Origin of the sequence: Arthrobacter sp. HS15c, assembly GCF_040812005.1 — a bacterium.
Lineage (GTDB): Bacteria > Actinomycetota > Actinomycetes > Actinomycetales > Micrococcaceae > Arthrobacter.
In genome coordinates, this window is record NZ_JBFOHM010000007.1 from 135,837 (window position 1) to 156,630 (window position 20,794).

At 64.7% G+C, this 20,794-nt stretch carries 20 protein-coding genes; 3 read left to right on the forward strand and 17 right to left on the reverse strand.

Annotation, left to right across the window (positions count from 1 at the left end; translation table 11 throughout):
- Window positions 1-8: 8 nt before the first annotated feature.
- The 17 genes from ABV518_RS13160 to ABV518_RS13240 all read right to left on the reverse strand — a co-directional run bounded on the left by ABV518_RS13160 (window position 9) and on the right by ABV518_RS13240 (window position 17,778).
- Window positions 9-674: a septum formation initiator family protein gene (locus ABV518_RS13160; RefSeq protein ID WP_367767523.1), complete on the reverse strand. Its 666-nt coding sequence runs from the start codon at window positions 672-674 to the stop codon at window positions 9-11.
- Between the two features lie 158 nt (window positions 675-832).
- Complete coding sequence (eno, locus tag ABV518_RS13165) at window positions 833-2,113, reverse strand: phosphopyruvate hydratase (RefSeq protein ID WP_131132700.1); 1,281 nt, start codon at window positions 2,111-2,113, stop codon at window positions 833-835.
- 130 nt (window positions 2,114-2,243) lie between these two features.
- Window positions 2,244-2,843, reverse strand: coding sequence for a MazG nucleotide pyrophosphohydrolase domain-containing protein (locus ABV518_RS13170; protein WP_367767734.1), 600 nt, complete (start codon window positions 2,841-2,843; stop codon window positions 2,244-2,246).
- Window positions 2,844-2,907: 64 nt separating this feature from the next.
- Entirely contained in the window at window positions 2,908-4,050 is a 1,143-nt protein-coding gene (locus ABV518_RS13175; protein WP_367767524.1) for an adenosine deaminase, read from the reverse strand.
- Window positions 4,051-4,090: 40 nt separating this feature from the next.
- Complete coding sequence (locus ABV518_RS13180) at window positions 4,091-4,819, reverse strand: DedA family protein (protein WP_367767525.1); 729 nt, start codon at window positions 4,817-4,819, stop codon at window positions 4,091-4,093.
- Window positions 4,820-4,998: 179 nt separating this feature from the next.
- On the reverse strand, window positions 4,999-5,658 hold the full coding sequence (locus ABV518_RS13185) for a DedA family protein (protein WP_367767526.1): 660 nt from the start codon (window positions 5,656-5,658) through the stop codon (window positions 4,999-5,001).
- 5 nt (window positions 5,659-5,663) lie between these two features.
- Window positions 5,664-6,977, reverse strand: coding sequence for a thymidine phosphorylase (locus ABV518_RS13190; protein ID WP_367767527.1), 1,314 nt, complete (start codon window positions 6,975-6,977; stop codon window positions 5,664-5,666).
- A gap of 2 nt (window positions 6,978-6,979) precedes the next feature.
- A complete protein-coding gene (locus ABV518_RS13195) occupies window positions 6,980-7,393 on the reverse strand; it encodes a cytidine deaminase (RefSeq protein ID WP_367767528.1) in 414 nt (137 codons plus the stop codon).
- On the reverse strand, window positions 7,390-8,718 hold the full coding sequence (locus tag ABV518_RS13200; RefSeq protein WP_367767529.1) for an ABC transporter permease: 1,329 nt from the start codon (window positions 8,716-8,718) through the stop codon (window positions 7,390-7,392). The genes ABV518_RS13195 and ABV518_RS13200 overlap by 4 nt, the downstream gene beginning before the upstream one ends.
- Entirely contained in the window at window positions 8,715-10,088 is a 1,374-nt protein-coding gene (locus ABV518_RS13205) for an ABC transporter permease (RefSeq protein WP_367767530.1), read from the reverse strand. The genes ABV518_RS13200 and ABV518_RS13205 overlap by 4 nt, the downstream gene beginning before the upstream one ends.
- On the reverse strand, window positions 10,081-11,685 hold the full coding sequence (locus ABV518_RS13210) for an ABC transporter ATP-binding protein (RefSeq protein WP_367767531.1): 1,605 nt from the start codon (window positions 11,683-11,685) through the stop codon (window positions 10,081-10,083). Before ABV518_RS13210 ends, ABV518_RS13205 begins: the two co-directional genes overlap by 8 nt.
- Before the next feature lie 176 nt (window positions 11,686-11,861).
- Window positions 11,862-12,968 carry a BMP family protein gene (locus ABV518_RS13215; RefSeq protein WP_367767532.1) on the reverse strand — a complete coding sequence of 369 codons (1,107 nt, stop codon included), beginning with the start codon at window positions 12,966-12,968 and terminating at the stop codon, window positions 11,862-11,864.
- 319 nt (window positions 12,969-13,287) lie between these two features.
- Window positions 13,288-14,310, reverse strand: a complete 1,023-nt coding sequence (locus ABV518_RS13220; RefSeq protein WP_367767533.1) for an NADP-dependent oxidoreductase — start codon at window positions 14,308-14,310, stop codon at window positions 13,288-13,290.
- The gene (locus ABV518_RS13225) at window positions 14,307-14,738 is read right to left on the reverse strand and encodes an organic hydroperoxide resistance protein (RefSeq protein ID WP_131132711.1); all 432 of its coding nucleotides are present in this window, start codon (window positions 14,736-14,738) and stop codon (window positions 14,307-14,309) included. Before ABV518_RS13225 ends, ABV518_RS13220 begins: the two co-directional genes overlap by 4 nt.
- Window positions 14,739-14,784: 46 nt before the next feature.
- Complete coding sequence (locus ABV518_RS13230; protein WP_367767534.1) at window positions 14,785-15,219, reverse strand: MarR family winged helix-turn-helix transcriptional regulator; 435 nt, start codon at window positions 15,217-15,219, stop codon at window positions 14,785-14,787.
- A gap of 127 nt (window positions 15,220-15,346) precedes the next feature.
- Entirely contained in the window at window positions 15,347-16,555 is a 1,209-nt protein-coding gene (locus tag ABV518_RS13235) for an amidohydrolase (protein WP_367767535.1), read from the reverse strand.
- A gap of 89 nt (window positions 16,556-16,644) precedes the next feature.
- Window positions 16,645-17,778: a mannose-1-phosphate guanylyltransferase gene (locus ABV518_RS13240; protein WP_367767536.1), complete on the reverse strand. Its 1,134-nt coding sequence runs from the start codon at window positions 17,776-17,778 to the stop codon at window positions 16,645-16,647.
- A gap of 256 nt (window positions 17,779-18,034) precedes the next feature.
- Between ABV518_RS13240 and sdhC the strand changes: the two genes are divergently transcribed.
- The 3 genes from sdhC to sdhA all read left to right on the forward strand — a co-directional run bounded on the left by sdhC (window position 18,035) and on the right by sdhA (window position 20,793).
- Complete coding sequence (sdhC, locus tag ABV518_RS13245; protein WP_082576094.1) at window positions 18,035-18,415, forward strand: succinate dehydrogenase, cytochrome b556 subunit; 381 nt, start codon at window positions 18,035-18,037, stop codon at window positions 18,413-18,415.
- Window positions 18,416-18,418: 3 nt separating this feature from the next.
- Window positions 18,419-18,889, forward strand: coding sequence for a succinate dehydrogenase hydrophobic membrane anchor subunit (locus ABV518_RS13250; RefSeq protein ID WP_367767537.1), 471 nt, complete (start codon window positions 18,419-18,421; stop codon window positions 18,887-18,889).
- A gap of 104 nt (window positions 18,890-18,993) precedes the next feature.
- Window positions 18,994-20,793: a succinate dehydrogenase flavoprotein subunit gene (sdhA, locus tag ABV518_RS13255; protein WP_367767538.1), complete on the forward strand. Its 1,800-nt coding sequence runs from the start codon at window positions 18,994-18,996 to the stop codon at window positions 20,791-20,793.
- The last annotated feature ends 1 nt before the right edge of the window (window position 20,794 follow it).

The window sequence follows — 20,794 nt, forward strand, 5'->3', positions numbered from 1 at the left end:
CTATCGGTTCAGTCTGTGGCCGCACGCCTGATGGACTCCCACAGGGAATCCACCCACGGCAGATCGGCGGGGTCTTGTGCTGCAACACCGGACTGGCTGCTGCTGGTACCGGCCGGCAGGTCGCTGCCGAATACCCAGTAGCCGGTCTCACCCGGCATAACCATGTTAATGCGGTCGCGGGCCTGCTGCTTCACGTAGTTGGGGTCCTGCCACCGTGACACCTGTTGCCGGAGGCTGTCCTGCTGCGCCTGGCTCGCCGCGATATCGGCATTGAGGGCGTCGATTTCCGCCTTTTTGTCGAAGAAGATCTTCACCGTGGGGGCCAGCATGATGGTGATCGCAATCATCACCACCGCCAGCGCAAGCATCCGGCCGGAGAAGGCCTTGGCGGGAACCGGGTGGCCGTCGTCGAGGGCGTTGTCGTGGACGGCGTTCCTGGCGGGGCCGCCTTTCTGCGTCCCGTTCTTGGTGGAAGCGGCGGCGCCGCTCCCCCGTGTCTTGGCGGCCGGCGTCGTGGTGGCCGGTTTGGGCCCGCCGGAGCCTTTTGACGCGGCGGCTTTGTCCTTGGCACCGCCGAAATCGGCCCGGATGACGTCGGCGGCTTCCTTGGATGGCTCCGGTGTGGCGTTCGGCCTGTTGGCGGCCCTGGGAACTTTGGGACGGCGGGTAGCCATGACACTCCTGAAACGTGCGGCCTGCCTGGGCAGCAACTGTCTGCGCTGAATTAACCGCGTCCGGACAAAGCCGTGCAGGCTAAACAGCTTGGCGAAAACAAAAAACCGGCGGCTATGGTCTTTCAACCATAGCCACCGGTCAGTTGTTTGCGCGGCTACTAGCCCTTGAAACGCGGGAACGCGCTGCGGCCGGCGTAGCGTGCGGCGTCGTCGAGTTCCTCTTCGATGCGCAGCAGCTGGTTGTACTTGGCAACACGCTCGGAACGGGCCGGGGCGCCGGTCTTGATCTGGCCGGCGTTGGTGGCCACCGAGATGTCGGCGATGGTGGTGTCCTCGGTCTCGCCGGAGCGGTGTGAGGTGATGGTGGTGTAACCGGCACGCTGGGCCAGGCTGACGGCGTCCAGGGTTTCGGTCAGTGAACCGATCTGGTTGACCTTCACCAGCAGCGAGTTGGCGGTCTTGGTGTCGATGCCGCGCTGCAGGATGGACGGGTTGGTGACGAAAAGGTCATCGCCAACGAGCTGGACCTTGTCGCCGATGGTGTCGGTGAGGGTCTTCCAGCCTTCCCAGTCGTTTTCATCCAGCGGGTCCTCGATGGAAACCAGCGGGTAGTCGGCGACGAGTTCGGCGTAGTAGGCGCTCATCTCGGTGGCGGAAAGCGCCTTGCCTTCGAACTGGTAGGCGCCGTCCGTGAAGAACTCGGAGGAGGCAACGTCCAGGGCCAGGGCGATGTCCTTACCCGGGGTGTAGCCGGCGTTCTTGATGGCTTCCTGGATCAGGTCCAGCGCTGCACGGTTGGACGGCAGGTTCGGCGCGAAGCCGCCTTCGTCGCCGAGGCCGGTGGAGAGGCCCTTTTCCTGCAGGACAGCCTTGAGCGCGTGGTAAACCTCAACGCCCCAGCGGAGGCCCTCGGAGAAGGTCTCGGCGCCCAGCGGGACAACCATGAATTCCTGGATGTCGACGTCGGAGTCAGCGTGCGAGCCGCCGTTGAGGATGTTCATCAGCGGAACGGGCAGCACGTGGGCGTTCGGGCCGCCCAGGTACTTGTACAGCGGCAGGTCGGCGGAAGCGGCGGCTGCGTTGGCCACGGCGAGGGAGACGCCGAGGATGGCGTTGGCGCCCAGCTTGGCCTTGTTGGGGGTGCCGTCCAGGTCGATCATGGCCTGGTCGATGCTGCGCTGGTCGGTGGCGTCGAAGCCGGTCAGGGCCGGAGCGATCTGGTCGATGACAGCGTCAACGGCCTTCTGCACACCCTTGCCGAGGTAACGGCCCTTGTCTCCGTCGCGGAGCTCAACGGCTTCGTGCTCGCCGGTGGAGGCACCGGAGGGAACTGCCGCGCGGCCGATCTGGCCATCGGAAAGCAGAACTTCAACTTCTACGGTCGGGTTGCCACGGGAATCGAGGATCTCGCGGGCGTGGATGGCATCGATAAGCGCCATGAATATGCTCCTTATGGGCGATAACTGGGAGTCTGATAGCGGAAAACTAGCGGAAAAATCGACGTCCTCGTCAGGGACAAGCGTAGTCGAGAGTGGTGGAGGTTACGGAAACCTATCCATCCCCCGGACGTCATGATGGCGCGGCAGTGCCTTCGTAGGCGGCCTGGTACCGCCGGACGGCACCCCGGAGGGCGCGTTCGGCGTCGAATCCTTTACTGCGTGCAGAGCCGACGACGGCGAGCAGCAGCTCGCCCAGATCTTCCTCGGTTTCGACAAGCTCAACCATCGGAGGCTCCGGTGATTGAGCCTGTCGAAATCCGGCGCGCTCGGCCCGGTCCAGGGCCTTCTGGGCCTTGGCCAGGGCGGGAAGCGCGTGCGGAATCCCCTCAAAGGGATCCTTGCGCTCCGGCCGTTCGGTCCTTTTGACGGCATCCCACTTCTGCACGATCTCCTCGACCGTGGCCGGGAAGCTTTCCTGCAGGGAGCCGTCCGGCCGGAAGACGTGCGGATTGCGCCGGACCATCTTGGCACTCAGGCCGCGCGCGACGTCGTCGAACGCGAAGCTTCCCCGTTCCTCGGCGAGCCGGGCGTGCAGCACCACCTGGAGCAGTACGTCGCCCAGCTCGCCCTGGAGTTCGGCGTCGTCGGCACCGGTCTCGATGGTCTCGGCAACCTCGAAGGCCTCCTCCAGGAGGTACTCCACCAGGGACTCATGGGTGAGGGCGCCCATCCAGGGGCAGTGCTCCCGGAGTGCGGCGATCACGCCGATGAGCTCCGGCACGGGTGCCGGCTGGTCAGCCAAGGTTGGCGTAGGCGTCGTTGATGTATTCCACCAGCGCTTCCTTCTCCTCCAGCGGCAGGAAGGACGCCTCGGCGGCGTTGAGGGTGAGCTCGAGGAGGTCGTCGAGGTCGTAGTCGAAGGTTTCCACGAGGAGTTCGAACTCATCGGTCAGGGTGACGCCGCTCATCAACCGGTTGTCGGTGTTGATGGTGACGTTGAAGCCCAGCTGGTAGAGCATGTCCAGCGGGTGGCTTTCGATGCCCTCGCCGAATCCTGCGATCGCTCCGGTCTGGAGGTTGGAGGAGGGGCAGATCTCCAGGGCGATGCCGCGGTCCCGGATCCAGCTGGAGAGGTCACCCAGGGTTACCAGTCCGATGCTGTCCTCGTCGCTCTCGGCGTCTTCGTCGTCGAACTCCACCATGATGTCTTCGGCGATGCGGACACCGTGGCCCAGGCGCAGCGCCCGCCCGTCAACCAGCGCCGACTGGATGCTTTCGAGCCCGGCAGCCTCGCCGGCGTGCACCGTCGCGGGGAAGTTCTGCTCAGCCAGGTAGGTGAAGGCGTCCTTGAAGCGGGACGGCAGGAAACCGTCCTCTGCGCCGGCGATATCGAAGCCCACGGCACCCTTGTTGCGGTGGCGCACGGCAAGTTCGGCAATCTCCTGGCCGCGGTCTGCATGCCGCATGGCGGTAATCAGCTGGCCCACCTGGATCTCGCGTCCGGTCTCGGCGACGGCGTCAACGCCCGCCTCGAGGCCTTCCTGCACGGCCTCCACCACTTCGTCCAGGGACAGGCCCTTCTGGAGGTGCTGTTCGGGTGCCCAGCGGACCTCGCCGTACACCACGCCGTCGTCGGCGAGGTCTTCCACGAATTCCTTGGCGACGCGGAACAGTCCTTCCTTGGTCTGCATCACGGCGACCGTGTGGTCGAACGTCTCCAGGTAGCGGACCAGCGAGCCGGAGTCAGCGGACTCACGGAACCATTCGCCCAGCGCCACGGGATCGGTTGAGGGAAGCGTGTGGCCGACGGCCTGGGCCAGTTCGATGATGGTGGCCGGCCGGAGACCACCATCCAGGTGGTCGTGGAGGGAGACCTTGGGAAGGCTCTTCAGGTCGAAATCGATGGCAGGGGCAGCGTCAACAATAGGCTCAGTCACGGTTCCAACCTTAGGGTCGGCGGACGCGCAAAGCCAGCCGCTATTTTGCGGCCGGATCGCCCTCGCCGGCAGCTGAGGTAAGAAGGGGTGCCGTCCCCGTGCGGGGAGGCAGCGCGCCTTCATGACCGCCGTCAAGCCATTCATCCACGACTTCGGCGTCCTTGCGGGCGAGGTGCTTGTGCCACCAGCGCAGGAGGTGGTCGATCGCGATGCCCAGGACGATCGCGAACACCACGGCAATGCCTGCGCTCAGGAGCGGGTTGTGATGGAGCCAGGGGAAGGAGCTGGCCAGCAGGCCGATACCGATCGAGTAGCCCACCCACGTGACGCAGGCGAAAGCGTCCAGCAGGAAGAAGCGTCGGTGCGCAAAGCCTGTGCTTCCGGCCACGTAGTTCACGGCCACGCGGCCCCAGGGGATGTAGCGGGCGGTGAAGATGAGGACGGCGCCCCGCTTTTCCAGTTCGTACCTCGCCCAGCCGAAGGCCTTCTGCACCTTGGGGCGGCGCATCCACTTCCAGCGGGTCAGGCCGATCCTGCGTCCCAGCAGGAAAGCCATGTTGTCCCCGGCGATGGCGCCCACCAGGGCGGTGGCGCCGAGGATCCACAGGTTGGGCTCTCCGCTGTGGCGGGAAAACGCCGCGAGCGCGACGATGAGGGTCTCGCTCGGGACCACCATCGCGAAGCCGTCCACAAAGAAAAACACCAGCAATACCGGGTAAATCCACCACTGGCCCGCTGCATGGAGCACGGCCTCATTAATAAACTCCACGCGGGTCTTGCTCCTAGACGAAAAATGACGCAGCCAAAAGTGACGGAAATCGCTCTTCAGTGTCCCACGGCCAAGGCGTCGTTCGCTACGCCCCGGCCGTGGAAGTACGCTTCCAAATCTAGCGGTGAGGACGGCGTTCCGTCGTCGTCCTGCGGGCTGATATCTGCAGGGGCAACACGTCAGTCCTTGGGCTGAGTCCCGCCGTCGGCCGAGGCTTCCGGATCCTTCATCCGTTCAACCACCGGCACCCGTCCCCGGATGCGGTTGATGACCAGGTCAACAACAATGCCAAGCGCCACAGCACAGACGATGGCGATGACCGCGCCCAGGAAGTGGTTGTTCTCGAACCACTGCCCGAAAAACAGGCCGATCCCCACCGAATAGCTGGCCCACAGGGTGGCGGAAAGCACGGTGAGCCCGATGAACCGCAGCCGCGGATAATGCGTCACTCCGGCCGTGAGGTTCACGGCCACCCGGCCGATCGGGATGAACCGCGCCACCAGGATGAGCGACGCCGGCCGTTTCCGCAGTTCCCCTCCGGCCCACCGGAAGGCGCTCTGCATGCGGGGGCCCCGCATCCAGGACCAGCGGCGTGTTCCTACCCTCCGCCCGATGGCGTAGGCGATGTTGTCGCCAGAGAAGGCCCCCAAGGCTGCAACCAGCATCAGCAGCCAGGGGTTGGGAACGTCCGCGGTGGCAGCCACCGCGGCCAGTCCCACCACCACGGATTCACTGGGTATGGGCGGAAAGAAGCCGTCAATGAGGCAGCAGGCCAGGACCAGGAACAGCACCCAGGGCTGCCCGGCGGCAGCGAGGATGAAATCGTTGATGGCCTGCATTGTCTTTATGCTATTCGGTCGATGATGAGCTGCTGCGCGGGACGCGATCCTTCCGGAGCGATGAGCACCGCGTGCTCCAGGGCTTCCTTGGCACGGGCGAACTTTTCGGGAGTGTCCGTGAGGAGCGTCATCAGGGGTTCACCGGCGCGGACCACGGCGCCTGGTTTGGCGTGCATCCGCACGCCCGCTCCGGCCTGGACGCGGTCTTCCTTGCGGGCCCGGCCGGCGCCGAGGCGCCAGGCCGCGACGCCCACCGACAGTGCGTCGAGCTCAACGAGCACGCCGTCCGCCGGTGCATAGATGACCTCGGATTCCCTGGCCACCGGCAGCTTGGCCCGCGGATCCCCGCCCTGCGCCTGGATCATGCGGTTCCAGAGGTCCATGGCCCGGCCGTCCTTCAGCGCCGCCCGGGGATCGGCGTTGTGGATGCCGGCGCACGCCAGCATTTCCTCTGCCAGCCGGACGGTGAGTTCGACGACGTCCTCCGGACCGCCACCGGCCAGGACCTCCACGGATTCTTCCACCTCGATGGCGTTGCCCGCGGTGAGGCCCAGGGGCGTGCTCATGTTGGTCAGCAGGGCAACAGTGTTGACGCCGGCATCCTTCCCGAGGGCCACCATGGTCTCGGCCAGTTCCCGGGCCCGTGCCTCGTCCTTCATAAACGCGCCACTGCCCACCTTGACGTCGAGGACCAGCGAGCCTGTGCCTTCGGCGATCTTTTTGCTCATGATCGACGAGGCGATCAGGGGAATCGCTTCCACGGTGCCGGTGACGTCCCGCAAGGCGTAGAGCTTCTTGTCCGCCGGCGCCAGCCCGGCACCGGCCGCGCAGATCACGGCGCCTACGTCCTGCAACTGGGCCATCATCTCCTCGTTGCTCAGGTCCGCACGCCAGCCGGGGATCGACTCCAGTTTGTCCAGCGTTCCGCCGGTGTGGCCCAGCCCGCGGCCGGACAGCTGCGGCACGGCAACGCCAAAGACGGCAACGAGCGGTGCCAGCGGCAGGGTGATCTTGTCCCCCACTCCCCCGGTGGAGTGCTTGTCGGACGTGGCCTTCACGCCGCCGTCGGGACGCCGAAGGCCGGAGAAGTCCATCCGATCCCCCGAGGCGATCATGGCCGCCGTCCAGCGGGAGATCTCCGCCCGGTCCATGCCGTTGAGCAGGATGGCCATGTTCAGCGCCGCCATCTGCTCATCGGCGATCGCACCGCGGGTGTAGGCGTCAATGGTCCAGTCGATCTGTTCGGCGCTCAGTACGCCTTTGTCCCGCTTGATGCGGATGATGTCGACGGCGTCGAACGCGTCAGCTCCTTGTGTCACCTTCAGTCCTCCAGGTTTTGGGGGCCAAATGCATCGGGCAGCACCTGGTCCATTGTCTTGATGCCTTGGGTGGTCATCAGCTCCATGCCGGGAGCGCGGAATTCGTAGAGCAGCTGGCGGCAGCGGCCGCACGGCATCAGGACCTGGCCGGCCGCGTCCACGCAGTAGAAGGCGCGAAGCAGGCCGCCGCCCGTCATGTGCAGGTTGCCCACCAGCGTGCACTCGGCGCAGAGCGTGAGGCCGTAGCTGGCGTTTTCTACGTTGCAGCCGCTGACGATCCGCCCGTCGTCGGTGAGGGCCGCGGCCCCCACCGGAAACTTCGAGTACGGCGCATAGGCATTCCTCATGGCGTCTAGGGCGGCCGCCTCGAGTTCCTGCCAGTCAACTGCTGCTGCGTTTCCCTGCACGGCCGTCAACCCTTGACGTACGGGATGCCGCTGGCGGCGGGCGGCCTGGATCGGCCCACAAGCCCTGCGACTGCGAACACGGTCACCAGGTAGGGCAGCATGGCCATGAACTGGCTGGGCACCGGGGTTCCGATGATGGTCACGATGCTCTGCAGGTTGTCGGCGAAGCCGAACAGCAGGGCGGCAAAGAAGGCGCCAATGGGGTTCCACCGGCCGAAGATCAGTGCGGCCAGGGCGATGAACCCGCGTCCTCCGGAGATCTCCTTGGTAAAGCTGTCGATCGCCACGAGTGTGAAGAACGATCCGCCGATGCCGGCGATGGCGCCGCCGAGGGTGACGTTCCAGAAGCGGGTGGCGTTGACCTTGATGCCCATGGTGTCGGCCGCCTGCGGGTGTTCGCCCACAGCGCGGACCCTCAGGCCCCATTTGGTCTTGAACAGGCCCAGCCAGACCACGATGACGGCGACGTACATCAGGTAGCCCACGAGGGTCTGCTTGAACAGGATGGGCCCGATGATGGGGATGCCGGACAGGAGCGGAATTTCGATGTTGTCCAGGCTCGGCGGTGAATTGAACTGTGCCTTGTTGGCCTGCATGACGGTGCTGAACAGGAAGCCGGTGAGTCCGGACATCAGCACGTTCAGGACAACGCCCACAATGATCTGGTTGACCAGGTATTTGATGCTGAAGACGGCCAGGACCATGGAGACGACGGCGCCCGCCACTGCCGCAGCGAGCAGGCCCAGGAACGGGTTCCTGGTCATGGTCGCCACCATGGCGGCGGTGAAGGCACCGCCGAGGAGCTGTCCCTCGATGGCGATGTTCACCACGCCGACGCGCTCGCACAGGACACCGGAAAGGGACCCGAACACCAGCGGCACGGCAAGGGTGACTGATCCGGCGATGAGGCCCGCGAGCGAAATGCTGGGGGTGCGCGCCCCGCCTACCACCCAGATCAGGAAGGCCGCAACGAAGAGCACGGTGAAGGTGATGGGCAGCCACGCCGGTGCGGCCTGGTCCTTCGTCTTGAGGAACACTGCATAGGCTGCGAGCCCCAGCAGGATCACGGAGAGCACAATGCCGCCAAGGAACGCGGGAACTTCAACGGCGGGGAGCTGGAAGAAGTCACTGTCGGCGGAAATGCCAAACTCGGCGGTCTGGTTGGGTCCCATGAGGCCAAAAAAGACAAAGGCCACGACGCCTAGGAGCCCCAGCAATACGGGGGTCTTCCAGGTCACGGGCTTGGCTGATGTGGCCAGGCCACTGCCAGTGTCGGGCCGCGGGCTGCCCGGGCCTTTGTTGCCGGGCAGGGGTGACGTTGCTGTTGTGCTCATGCTGCACCTCCGGTGGCTGCGGCTTTCCGGGACGTTCCGGCGGCTGCCGGCTTCCTGCGGCGCGGATTCAGCCCGAAGACTGCCCGCACCAGCGGCGGGGCCGCGATGAAGAGGACGATCAGGGACTGGACCACCAGGACGATGTCGATGGGGGTGCCCGTCTGGATCTGCATCTGGACGGCTCCGGCGCGGAAGGCGCCGAACAGCAGGCCGGCAGCGAAGGTGCCCCACGGCGTCGAACGTCCCAGCAATGCAACGGTGATGGCGTCAAAGCCGTACGTCGCGGCAACACCGTCCGTGAGGACCTTTTCCGTGCCCGCCACCTGGGCGACGCCGGACATTCCAGCGAGTGCGCCGGCGATGGCCATCACCAGGATGGTGGAGCGCGATACGTTGATGCCGGCGGTCTGGGCGGCCTTGGGATTGGCACCGACAGCCCGGAATTCAAAGCCGACCGTGGACCGGCTGAGCAGCCACCAGACGAGGACCGTGGCGGCGATGGCCAGTACGAACCCAAGGTGCAGCCGGTACTGCGTGCCGAGGATCTGCGGGTAGACGGCCGTGGGGTCCAGGATGGGCGAAATCGGGTTCGAATCCCCCGGGCGCTGGAACGCCGGCGTGTTCAGCAGGTACCGCAGGAAGTACAGCGCGATGTAGTTGAACATGATGGTGAGGATGACCTCGTGCGCGCCGGTCCGCGCCTTGAGGAGCCCCACCAGGCCGCCCCAGATCGCGCCGCCGACGATGCCGGCGACGAGGACCAGTAGGAGGTGCAGCCCCAACGGGAGGTCCAGGGCGAAACCCACCCAGGCGGCGAGGATGCCCGCCATGATGATCTGGCCCTGGGCACCGATGTTGAACAGCCCCGCCCGGAACGCCAGGGCCACGCCGAGTCCCGCTGTGATGAGCGGTGTGGCGATGGTCAGGGTTTCCATGAACGGCGCGAACTGGACGGCCACGCTGGAGCCGCGGGGGTTGAAGATCGACCCTTGGAACAGTGCGATGTAGGAGCCGGTGGCAGCGTTCCACACAGCGGTCAGGAAGTCCGCAGGCCGGGCAAAAAGATAGGTGGAGGTTTTTCCCACCTGTTCGTCGGTGCTGGCGATCAGGAGCCCGCCAATGACCAGGGCCAGGAAGACGGCCAGGACCGAAACCATGCCGCTGCCGGTGAAGATCTTGCGGAAAAGGGTGTCCGGACCGCCTGGCAGCTTGCCGCTCTGCGCTGTGGCTGGAACGGCCGAGGGCTCCATGGCTCCTCCGGCCGTATCCAGGGCGACGACGGCGGCCGTCTCTTCGGCTGCGGGGGCTGCCCCGCGGGGTTTGTCACGATGCAGGTCAGCCGCGTGTTTGCGGGGATCCTTCTCAGACATGGTCGCCTCCTTCGGCGCTGGCGGTGGAGGTCCGTGGGGCACCCGGTGTGTCCGGGCCTGGGCGGGTCTTTTCCGCGCTGCCTGCAGGCGCAGCGTCCTCCGGCGCGATCCCGGCCATCATCAGGCCCAGGACGTCGCGGCCGGTTCCGGCGGGCACGATGCCCACGAGCTTGCCTTTGTAGAGGACAGCAATCCGGTCAGCCAGTTCCATGACCTCGTCAAGTTCGGTGGACACGATGAGAACGGGCGTGCCATGGTCCCGTTCGGCCACGATCCGCTTGTGCAGGAATTCGATGGACCCGACGTCCACGCCACGGGTGGGCTGGGAGGCAATGAAGAGACGCAGCGGCCGGGAGAGCTCCCGTGCCATCACGACTTTCTGCTGGTTGCCGCCGGACAGGGTGCCGGCAGCCAGCAGGCCCGAGGGCGTGCGGACGTCGAACTCATCGATCCGCGTCCTGGCGTTCTCCAGGACTTTGGCCGGGCTCATGCTGATGCCTCTGGCGAACGGCTGTTGGTCGTAGCGGTCAAGAATCAGGTTTTCGGCGATCGAGAACGTGCCGATGAGGCCGTCAACGGACCGGTCTTCCGGGACGAAGCCGACTCCGGAGTTGAGCACGTCCTTGACGCTGCGGCCAACGAGTTCCTCGCCGTCCAGGAGGATGGAGCCATGGACGCGGTCCTGCAGGCCAAGGATCGCCTCGGTCAGTTCGGTCTGGCCGTTGCCCTGCACTCCTGCGACGGCCAGGATTTCGCCTCGTGCAATGTCGAAGCTGATGCCGTCCACCACGTGCTGGCCGGTGGGCGAAACGACCGTGAGGCCGCTGACCTGGAACGTTTTCTCCTGGGGTTTGGCCGGGGCTTTGTCCAGGGTGAGGCTGACGGCGCGGCCAACCATCAGGGAGGCGAGTTCGTTGGTGGACGCCTCCGGGCTGGCAGTTCCCACCACCTTGCCGCGCCGGATCACGGTGATGGTGTCCGATACGGCTTTTACCTCGCGCAGTTTGTGCGAGATGAAAACAATCGAGGTGCCGCTGGATTTGAGCTGGCGCATGATGTCCAGCAGCTCATCGGTGTCCTGGGGTGTAAGCACCGCCGTCGGCTCATCGAGGATGAGGACCCGGGCATCGCGGACCAGTGCCTTGATGATTTCGACCCGCTGCTGCACGCCCACCGGGAGGTCCTCCACCAGGGCATCGGGGTCGACGTCGAACCCGTAGCGGTCGGAGATCTCCTTGATCTTGCGGCGGGTGTCGTCCAGGTTCAGGAAGCCGCCGGCCTTGGTGGACTCGGCCCCAAGGGCCACATTCTCGGCCACGGTAAACACGGGCACGAGCATAAAGTGCTGGTGCACCATGCCGATGCCGGCGGCCATGGCGTCGCCGGGGCCCCGGAAGGAGACCGGCTTGTCGTCTATGAGGATTTCGCCCTCGGTGGGCTCGTACAGCCCGTACAGCACATTCATCAGCGTGGATTTTCCGGCGCCGTTCTCGCCCAACAGACAGTGGATCTGTCCGGGTTCAACCACCACGTCAATGTGATCGTTGGCGAGCAGGGAGCCGAAGCGTTTGGTGATCCCTCTGAGTTCAAGTTTCAAAACTCTGACCAATCTCGAAGCGTCCGTATACCGACCGGACGGGTAGGTGGCTGCAGCACCAGCCTAGTCCTGCAGTCGTGGGTTGAGCGGGCTCATTGACGTCAAACGGGCGCCAATAAAAAGCGCCACCGCCCGGCCAGTCGATGACCATCCGGGGGTGGCGCTTAGTGGGATGACTAAGCCTTGGGGCTTGCCGCCGACTCGACCTTGATCTTGCCGTCCACGATGTCCTTCTTGAGCTGGTCCAGCTCGGACTTCAGATCGGCCGGGACCTGGGAGTCGAAGCTGTGGAAGGGGGCCAGCTGGACGCCGTCGTTCGCCAGCGTGCCGACGTACGGCGTGTTGGTGAATTTGCCGTCCGCGTCCTCCTTCACTACGGTCTCAACAGCTTCGCCCATCAGCTTCATGACTGACGAAAGCATGATGTCCTTATATTCGGGAGCCGTGAGGAAGCCGTCGGAGTCAACCCAGATGAGTTTGACGTCCTTGCCGGCCGCTTTCGCTTCGTTCAGCGCTGCGCCGGCGCCCTTGCCCACCGGACCGGCCACGGGCATCACGATGTCTGCGCCCTGGTCCAGGAAGTTCTGGGTGAGCTGCTTGCCAACGTCCTGTTTGGTGAAGTCGCCGGTGAAGCTGCCGTCCTGTGACGCCTTGTCCCAGCCAAGGACCTTGACGTCCTTGCCTTTTTTCTCGTTGTAGTACTTCACGCCGTCGGCGTAGCCGTCCATGAAGATGGTCACGGTGGGGATCTTGATGCCGCCGAACGTGGCCACGGTACCGGTCTTGGTGGATCCGGCCGCGAGGTACCCTGCCAGGAATGCAGCCTGGGCGGTGTCATAGATGATCGGCTTGACGTTGGCGATCGCCGGGTTGTAGCCGAAGTCGATGATCGCGAAGTGGCTGTCCGGGTTTGCAGTCGCCTGGGCCTGGGTGGCGTCACCAAGGAGGAAGCCAACTGTGATGGTGAGGTCGCACCCAGCGGTGACCATGGCACGGAGGTTCGGCTCAAAGTCGTTGTTGGTCTGGGATTCAACCTGGTTGACCTTAATGCCCAGGTCCTTCTCAGTTTTCTTGAGGCCCTCGTACGATGACTGGTTGAACGACTGGTCGTCGAATCCGCCGGAGTCGGAGACGATGCAGCCGGTGTAGTCACGGGCCGTCGCGCTCGGGCTGCCCGCTTCGGGAGGTGCACCGCAACCGGCCAACAGGAGTGCGGTAGCACCCACGGTGGCCACGCTTGCAACTGAACCGCGCTTGAGGTGTGCACGCAGTGATGACTTCAAGATTCCTCCAGGATGAAGAGAGATGCGCTACGACGTGAATTCAATGAGTGTCTGTTTCAACCCTGAAATTCTGTTTTCACTGACGGTCCGCAGCACTGCGCCGAAGCGCTCTGATAAGACCTACTTTAGTGTCCTGCGCCACATCAAATAGCAGATCGCGGCCCGAATCCGAAGATTGTTGAGATTTTGTTACCAAGCAGTAGGAACTGCCGCGCCGCAGCCCCCGAAGCCCGCGGGTTAAGCGCTAACGAACACTTGGGGCCCCTGCGAAAAGGGGGCCCCAAGTGTTCATTCGCGCTGTTCTTTTGGGGTCGTGTGCTTAGAGGCGGACCAGCATCTTGCCGGTGTTGGCGCCCTCGAGCAGGTCCATGAATGCCTGCGGGGCGTTCTCCAGGCCGTCCACCACCGTTTCGTCGTACTGGAGGCTTCGATCGGCGAGCCAGCCAGCAGCCTTTTCGGCGAATTCGCCCATGAGGTGCCAGTAGCTGCCCACGAGGAACCCGCGCAGGGTCAGCTGCTTGCCAATGGCCAGCATGAGGTTCCGCGGGGCTGGCGCGGGCTCGGTGGCGTTGTACTGGGCGATGGCGCCGCACATGGCCACGCGGCCGCCCACGTTGAGGACCGCCAGTGCGGCTTCCAGGTGTTCGCCGCCCACGTTGTCGAAGTAGACGTCAATGCCGGCGGGTCCTGCGGCCTTGGCAAGCTGCTCGCGCACGGGCCCGTCGTTGTAGTTGAAGGCTGCGTCGAAGCCCAGCTCCAGGAGCCGTGCAACCTTGTCCGGCGTGCCTGCGCTCCCGATGACCCGGGAGGCACCCATCGCCTTGGCGATCTGGCCCACGAGCGAGCCCACGGCTCCCGCCGCACCGGAGACGAATACGGCGTCCCCGGGTTTGAACTCGGCCACTTTCAGCAGGCCGGCGTACGCGGTGAGGCCGGTCATGCCCAGCGCTCCGAGGAACGCCGACGCCGGCGCGAGGTCCGTGCGGGCAACCGAGGTCGCCGCTGCGTCCAGCACAGCGTATTCCCGCCACCCGAGTTGATGGACGACGGCGTCCCCCACCCTGCGCCCTTCGGCCCTGGACGCAATGACCTCACCCACGGCCCCGCCGTCGAGCGCTGCATCCAGTGCGAAGGGTGCTGAGTAGGACTTGACGTCGTTCATGCGGCCGCGCATGTAGGGGTCCACGGAGATGAAGAGGTTGCGGACCAGGATCTGGCCATCCTGAAGCTCCGGCAGCGGTGACTCTGCCAGCCGGAAGTTTTCGGGAACGGGGCGTCCGGTGGGGCGCGACGCCAGGCGGATTTCACGGGTGGACGTGGGCAGTGCCGTTATTGTGCTCATGCTGCAAACTCCAGGATCTTGATGTCCACGGTCATGTTTCCGCGGGTGGCGTTGGAATAGGGGCAGATCTGGTGGGCTTTGGCCACCAGGGATTCGGCGGTGGCGAGGTCCAGGGCCGGGACGGCAATTTCGAGTTCGGCCGCGAGGCCGTAGCCCACGCCGTCAGCCAGGGCACCGAAGTGGATCTTGGCTGCCACCGCTGAGTCGGTGAGGTCGGCACGTTCCTTGCGCCCGACAAGGCGCAGTGCCGAGTGGAAGCACGCGGCGTAGCCGGCGGCGAAGAGTTGCTCCGGATTTGTGCCCTGTCCATTGCCGCCCAGTTCCACGGGGCTGGCCAGGCTGACATCCAGCTTCCCGTCGTTGGTGCGTGCGTTGCCGTCGCGGCCTTCGCCGGAAGCCAGGGCCTCGGCTGTGTAGAGAGTCTTCATGTGTGGTCCGTCCTGTTGAATGTGGATACCGGAAATTTGTGGGTGGTCAGTGCGAACGGTGGAGTGCTTCCGTGAGCCTGCCCAGGGTGGCTCGAAGCTGTTCAAGCTCCTCGGCTGACAGCCCGGCGGCGTCGGCAAGATGCTGGGGAATCCCGGTCGCCCTGCCGCTGAGTTCCCGCCCGGCCGGTGTCAGGTGGATGGCTACACGTCGTTCGTCTTCGCCGGACCGGCGCCGCTCCACGAACCCCAGCGTTTCAAGGCGCTTGAGCAGGGGCGACAGGGTGCCGGAGTCGAGGCCGAGCTCCTCCCCCAGGTCCTTAACTCCTCTCGGCTCGGACTCCCACAGGACCAGCATCACCAGGTACTGCGGATACGTCAGGCCGAGGTCATCCAGGATGGGCCGGTAGACCGCGGTTGCCGCACGGGAGGCGGAGTACAGGGCAAAGCACACCTGGCGGTCGAGGCGGGGGGCTTCAGTCATAACCTAAACGATAGTGCACAATTCGGTTGTACACAACTTAATTTGCTTAAAAGAAGCGCGAGCTGGCAGCTAATACCCTCAAAATGAGGATTTAAGGGTATTAGGTGCCAGTTCGCGCCGGAGGGTGTTAGGGGGTGTTGAGATCGCGGATGGTCCGGAGCGCTGCGGCCGTCAGGACCTGGATGCCGAAGCCGAGGGCCCGTTCGTCCAGGATGTAGTCGCCGCGGTGAAGGTCGTACTCTTCTCCGCCGGGAGTCTTTGTGCCGAGACGCATCATGGCACCGGGCAGTTCCGCCAGGAACCAGGCGAAGTCCTCCCCGCCCATGGACTGCGGGGTCAGCACCACGGCGCCTTCGCCGATTTCAGCGCGGGCGGCTGCTTCAATGAGGGCGGTTTCGTGTTCGGAGTTGACCACCGGCGGCACGCCACGGGTGTGCTCCAGGCGGACATCCACGCCGTAGGGCGCGGCCACCTGGTGGACAACCTCGTCCAGGAGCTCCCCCGCACTGTGCCACGCGTCGCGGTCGAGGCAGCGCATCGTTCCGGCCATGTAGCCGCTGCCGGGAATGGCATTGGGTGCGGATCCGGCGGAGATCTGCCCCCAGACCACGGAGACTCCACTGCGGACGTCGACGCGGCGGGACAGCACGGCGGGCACGTTCACCGCTATCTGCGACAGGGCAAAAACGAGGTCTTCGGTCAGGTGCGGGCGGGACGTGTGCCCGCCCCGGCCGGACAGCTCGATCCGGATGGTGTCCGACGCCGAGGTGATGGCACCGATGCGCGTTCCGATCTTTCCGACGTCGATACGCGGGTCACAGTGCAGCGCAAGGATGCGGGGGACGCCCTCGAGGACCCCCTGCTCGATGCACGAATGCGCACCGCCCGGCATCGTCTCCTCCGCCGGCTGGAAGATGATGCGGACGCGGCCGCGCAGCGGAGTTTCCTGATGCATGCGGTGCAGCACCAGGGCGATGCCCAGCATGGTGGTGGTGTGGACGTCGTGTCCGCAGGCATGGGTAACGCCGTGGTTCTTGGACGCGAACGGCAGGCCCGTCTCTTCGATGATGGGCAGGGCATCGATGTCACCGCGCAGGGCAGTGGCAATGGGGCCTTCACCGATGTCCACCGTCAAACCCGTGCCGTCCAGCCGCTTGGGCTCGAGACCGGCAGCTTCGAGCCGTTCCACGAGCCGGTCAGTGGTGCGGAATTCCTTGAAGGACAGCTCCGGGTGCGCGTGAAGGTCACGGCGGAAGTCGATCAGTTCCGGAAGGAGCGGCTCCAGCCATGGCCCCACCAATGCGGTGGGCTGGGCTTCAGTAGTGTAATTGCGCACAGATTTACTCTAGCGAGCGTCCACGGAATAGCGGCATCACCGGCGGCGCGTTACGGATTACTCGTCCCGGCATTGCCCGGTCAACCGCGCTACAGGACGTCGGTGTCGCCACTGGCCTTGAGCGCATCGACGGCACCTTTGACCCGCTGGGCGTGCTGCTTCGTGGTCACCAAAAGGGCATCCCCGGTATCGACAATGACAACGTCCTTGATACCAATCAGGGCAATGACCCGCTTGGTGTCAGAGACCACTACGCCGCTGGCATTTTCGGTGAACACTCGGGCGCCTTCACCGATAACCGTGACGTCGTCCACTTCGCGGGCACTGTTGAGCCGGCCCACGGAAGCGAAGTCGCCGACGTCGTCCCATCCGAACGTGCCGGGAACAACGGCGACGTCGCCGGCTGCGGCGGCAGGTTCGGCCACTGCGTAGTCGATGGCGATCTTGGGCAGGGTGGGCCACACGCGTGCCGTGACGGCATCACGGTCGGGAGTGTCCCAGGCCTGGGCGATCTCCTGCAGGCCGTTGAAGAGCTCCGGCTGGTTGGCTTCAAGGTGCTTGAGCATCAGGGCAACCGGGGCCACGAACATGCCGGCGTTCCATACATACTCGCCGCTGTCCACGTACTGCTGGGCAACTTCCTCGTCCGGCTTCTCGACGAACTCCACCACAGCCTGGGCACTGGGAGCGCCCTCAATGCGGAGTTCATGTCCGGCACGGATGTAGCCAAAACCGGTGGACGGGTGGGTGGGCTTGATGCCGATGGTCACGATCTTGCCGGCCGCTGCCGTGTAAATGGCCTCGCGGACTGCATCCTGGAAAAGGTGGTCCGGGCTGATGACCTGGTCGGCGGCGAAGGAGCCCATGATGGTGTCCGGATCCCGCTCATGCAGGATGGCGGCCGCCAGTCCGATGGCGGCGCCGGAATCCTTCGGCTCGCTTTCCAGGACAAGGTCGGAATCCTGGAGCTCAGGCAACTGGCGGCACACGGCGGCGCGGTGCGCCGTGCCCGTGACCACGAGGACGTTTTTGCCCGCGAGTGGCTCCAGCCGGTCATACGTGGCACGAAGCAACGTACTGCCCGACCCGGTGAGGTCGTGAAGGAACTTGGGAGCTGCTGCACGTGACAGGGGCCAGAGGCGGGTCCCCACCCCACCTGCCGGAATCACCGCAATAAAGCGGCTAAGGGGTGAATCCGGGCTTGTCACTTTGTCTGTACTCATCACCGCTTACTTTAGCCGACCCGCCCCGAAGGTCCCTTCAAACGACGCCGGGCACGCCCCAATCTGCCGGATCGTGTGTCGTTCGTCTCAAAACAACCGGAAATCCGCGGCAGGGCGAGTCACCAAGGAGTTCCTAAATTGAATAAGCTGTGAGCGAAGCCTAGATTTAGGCCTGAGCTACGAGTGCTCTCGCAGCAGGCGTTCCCCCCGCGTGGATCTCATGCCAGCGCCGCTGTGTTGCAGGGAGGTTTATTCAGTGCCGACAAAACCAGCTGGCACCTTGTACCGCGGCCGTGAAGGCATGTGGTCCTGGGTAGGACACCGCATTACCGGTGTTGTGATCTTTTTCTTCTTGTTGGTCCATGTGCTGGACACCTCATTGGTACGTGTGTCCCCCGAGGCCTACACGGCTGTCATCGGTGCCTACAAGAATCCCCTGATGGCCCTGGGTGAAACGGGCCTGGTCGCCGCGATTGTTTTCCACGCCTTTAACGGCCTGCGGATCATCGCCGTCGACTTCTGGAAGAAGGGCGCCAAGTACCAGCGCCAGATGCTGTGGACGGTCCTGGCCCTCTGGGTAGTCGTTATGGTCGGTTTCTCCATCCGCCACCTTTCCCTCGCCCTTGGAGGTCACTAAGCCATGACTGCAACTCAGATCCAGAGCCCGCGCAGCGGCAAGATCTCCCCGCAGTACCGCCGCAGCGGCGCATCGAAGGGGAACTTCGAAATGGCTGCATGGCTGTTCATGCGGCTCTCCGGCGTGGTCCTGGTTGTCCTGATCTTCGGGCACCTCTTTGTGAACCTGCTGGTGGGCGACGGCATCCACGCCATCGACTTCGGTTTCGTGGCCGGCAAGTGGGCCGACCCGTTCTGGCAGTTCTGGGACCTGGCCATGCTGTGGCTCGCCATGCTGCACGGCACCAACGGCGTCCGGACCATCATCAACGACTACGCCGAGAAGGACTCCAGCCGCTTCTGGCTCAAGGCAGTCCTCTACGCAGCAACCGCCGTCATCATCATCCTGGGCACCCTGGTGATCTTCACCTTCAACCCGTGCCCGCTGGACGTCAACGGCGTGCCGCTGCCGGGTGGTTTCTGCCCCGCTGCGTAACAGCAACATCCATGGGCCCGCGGCTAGCCGCGGGCTGCGTTTTGCGGAGCAGGCAACGCCTGCCCGTTGTTTTATAGAGAATTTTGAGAGAAAGAGCGTCTGGTATGCAGGTCCATAAGTACGACGTCGTCATCGTCGGTGCCGGTGGCGCTGGCATGCGCGCCGCGATCGAATCCGGTCAGCGCGCCCGCACAGCAGTACTGACCAAGCTCTACCCCACCCGCTCCCACACCGGTGCGGCGCAGGGTGGCATGTGTGCAGCCCTTGCCAATGTCGAGGAAGACAACTGGGAATGGCACACCTTCGACACCATCAAGGGCGGCGACTACCTGGTTGACCAGGACGCCGCCGAGGTCATGGCCAAAGAGGCCATCGACGCCGTGCTGGACCTGGAAAAGATGGGCCTGCCGTTCAACCGCACGCCCGAGGGCCGCATCGACCAGCGCCGCTTCGGCGGCCACACCCGTGACCACGGCAAGGCTCCCGTCCGCCGGGCGTGCTACGCCGCTGACCGCACGGGCCACATGATCCTGCAGACGCTGTACCAAAACTGCGTCAAGCACAACGTGGAGTTCTACAACGAGTACTACGTCCTGGATCTCCTAACGGTCGAAGAGGACGCGGTCCGCGAGGACGGCACGCCGTACAAGCAGAAGCGTGTTGCCGGTGTTGTGTCCTACGACCTCGCCTCCGGTGAACTGCACGTCTTCCAGGCCAAGTCCGTGGTGTTCGCCTCCGGCGGCGCGGGAAAGGTCTTCAAGACCACATCCAACGCCCACACCCTGACCGGCGACGGCATGGGCATCGCGTTCCGCCGCGGCATCCCCCTGGAGGACATGGAGTTCTTCCAGTTCCACCCGACAGGCCTTGCCGGCCTCGGTATCCTGCTTTCCGAGGCAGCCCGCGGTGAAGGTGCCATCCTGCGCAACTCCGAGGGTGAGCGCTTTATGGAGCGCTACGCCCCCACCATCAAGGACCTCGCACCCCGCGACATCGTGGCCCGCTCCATGGCCAACGAAGTCCGTGAAGGCCGCGGCTGTGGCCCGAACAAGGACTACGTCCTGTTGGACCTGACCCACCTGGAGCCCGCGCACATCGACGCGAAGCTGCCGGATATCACCGAGTTCGCCCGCACCTACCTGGGTGTGGAGCCGTACACGGAGCCCGTTCCGGTGTTCCCGACTGCGCACTACGCCATGGGCGGCATCCCCACGAACATCACTACCGAGGTCCTGCAGGACAACGACACCGTGGTGCCGGGCCTCTACGCCGCCGGTGAAGTGGCGTGTGTTTCCGTCCACGGCTCCAACCGTCTGGGCACAAACTCGCTGCTGGACATCAACGTGTTCGGAAAGCGCGCCGGCATCGCCGCCGCTGAGTACGCGAAGACGGCTGACTTCGTGGACCTCCCGGAGGACCCCGAGGCGTACACCATCGAACTGCTGGACATTGCCCGCAACGGCAACGGCGACGAGAAGGTGGCCGTGATCCGCAAGGAACTCCAGGACACCATGGACGCCAACATGCAGGTGTTCCGCACCGCTGACACGCTGAACCAGGTTCTGCGGGACATCGAGTCCTTCGAAGCCCGCTACAAGAACATCAGTGTCCAGGACAAGGGCAAGCGCTTCAACCTGGACCTGCTCGAAGCCGTTGAACTCGGTTTCCTGCTGGAGCTGGCCAAGGTCATGACCGTGGCTGCCCTGCACCGTGAGGAATCCCGCGGCGGACACTTCCGCGAGGACTTCCCGGACCGGAACGACGAAAAATTCATGAAGCACTCCATGGCGTACAAGGACGACCACGCCCCGGCTGACGGCTCTGCAGAGGCAATCGCCGGCATCCGCCTGGCCACCAAACCGGTTGTCTTTACCCGCTACGAGCCGATGGTGAGGAAGTACTAAG

Bases quoted from the DNA above. Each gene is read 5' to 3' on its own strand.
- eno (WP_131132700.1), bottom strand. From the start codon at position 2,113: ATGGCGCTTATCGATGCCATCCACGCCCGCGAGATCCTCGATTCCCGT.
- ABV518_RS13200 (WP_367767529.1), bottom strand. From the start codon at position 8,718: ATGAGCACAACAGCAACGTCACCCCTGCCCGGCAACAAAGGCCCGGGC.
- ABV518_RS13205 (WP_367767530.1), bottom strand. From the start codon at position 10,088: ATGTCTGAGAAGGATCCCCGCAAACACGCGGCTGACCTGCATCGTGAC.
- ABV518_RS13230 (WP_367767534.1), bottom strand. From the start codon at position 15,219: ATGACTGAAGCCCCCCGCCTCGACCGCCAGGTGTGCTTTGCCCTGTAC.
- ABV518_RS13220 (WP_367767533.1), bottom strand. From the start codon at position 14,310: ATGAGCACAATAACGGCACTGCCCACGTCCACCCGTGAAATCCGCCTG.
- ABV518_RS13160 (WP_367767523.1), bottom strand. From the start codon at position 674: ATGGCTACCCGCCGTCCCAAAGTTCCCAGGGCCGCCAACAGGCCGAAC.
- ABV518_RS13170 (WP_367767734.1), bottom strand. From the start codon at position 2,843: ATGGGCGCCCTCACCCATGAGTCCCTGGTGGAGTACCTCCTGGAGGAG.
- ABV518_RS13250 (WP_367767537.1), top strand. From the start codon at position 18,419: ATGACTGCAACTCAGATCCAGAGCCCGCGCAGCGGCAAGATCTCCCCG.
- ABV518_RS13185 (WP_367767526.1), bottom strand. From the start codon at position 5,658: ATGCAGGCCATCAACGATTTCATCCTCGCTGCCGCCGGGCAGCCCTGG.
- sdhA (WP_367767538.1), top strand. From the start codon at position 18,994: ATGCAGGTCCATAAGTACGACGTCGTCATCGTCGGTGCCGGTGGCGCT.
- ABV518_RS13225 (WP_131132711.1), bottom strand. From the start codon at position 14,738: ATGAAGACTCTCTACACAGCCGAGGCCCTGGCTTCCGGCGAAGGCCGC.
- ABV518_RS13240 (WP_367767536.1), bottom strand. From the start codon at position 17,778: ATGAGTACAGACAAAGTGACAAGCCCGGATTCACCCCTTAGCCGCTTT.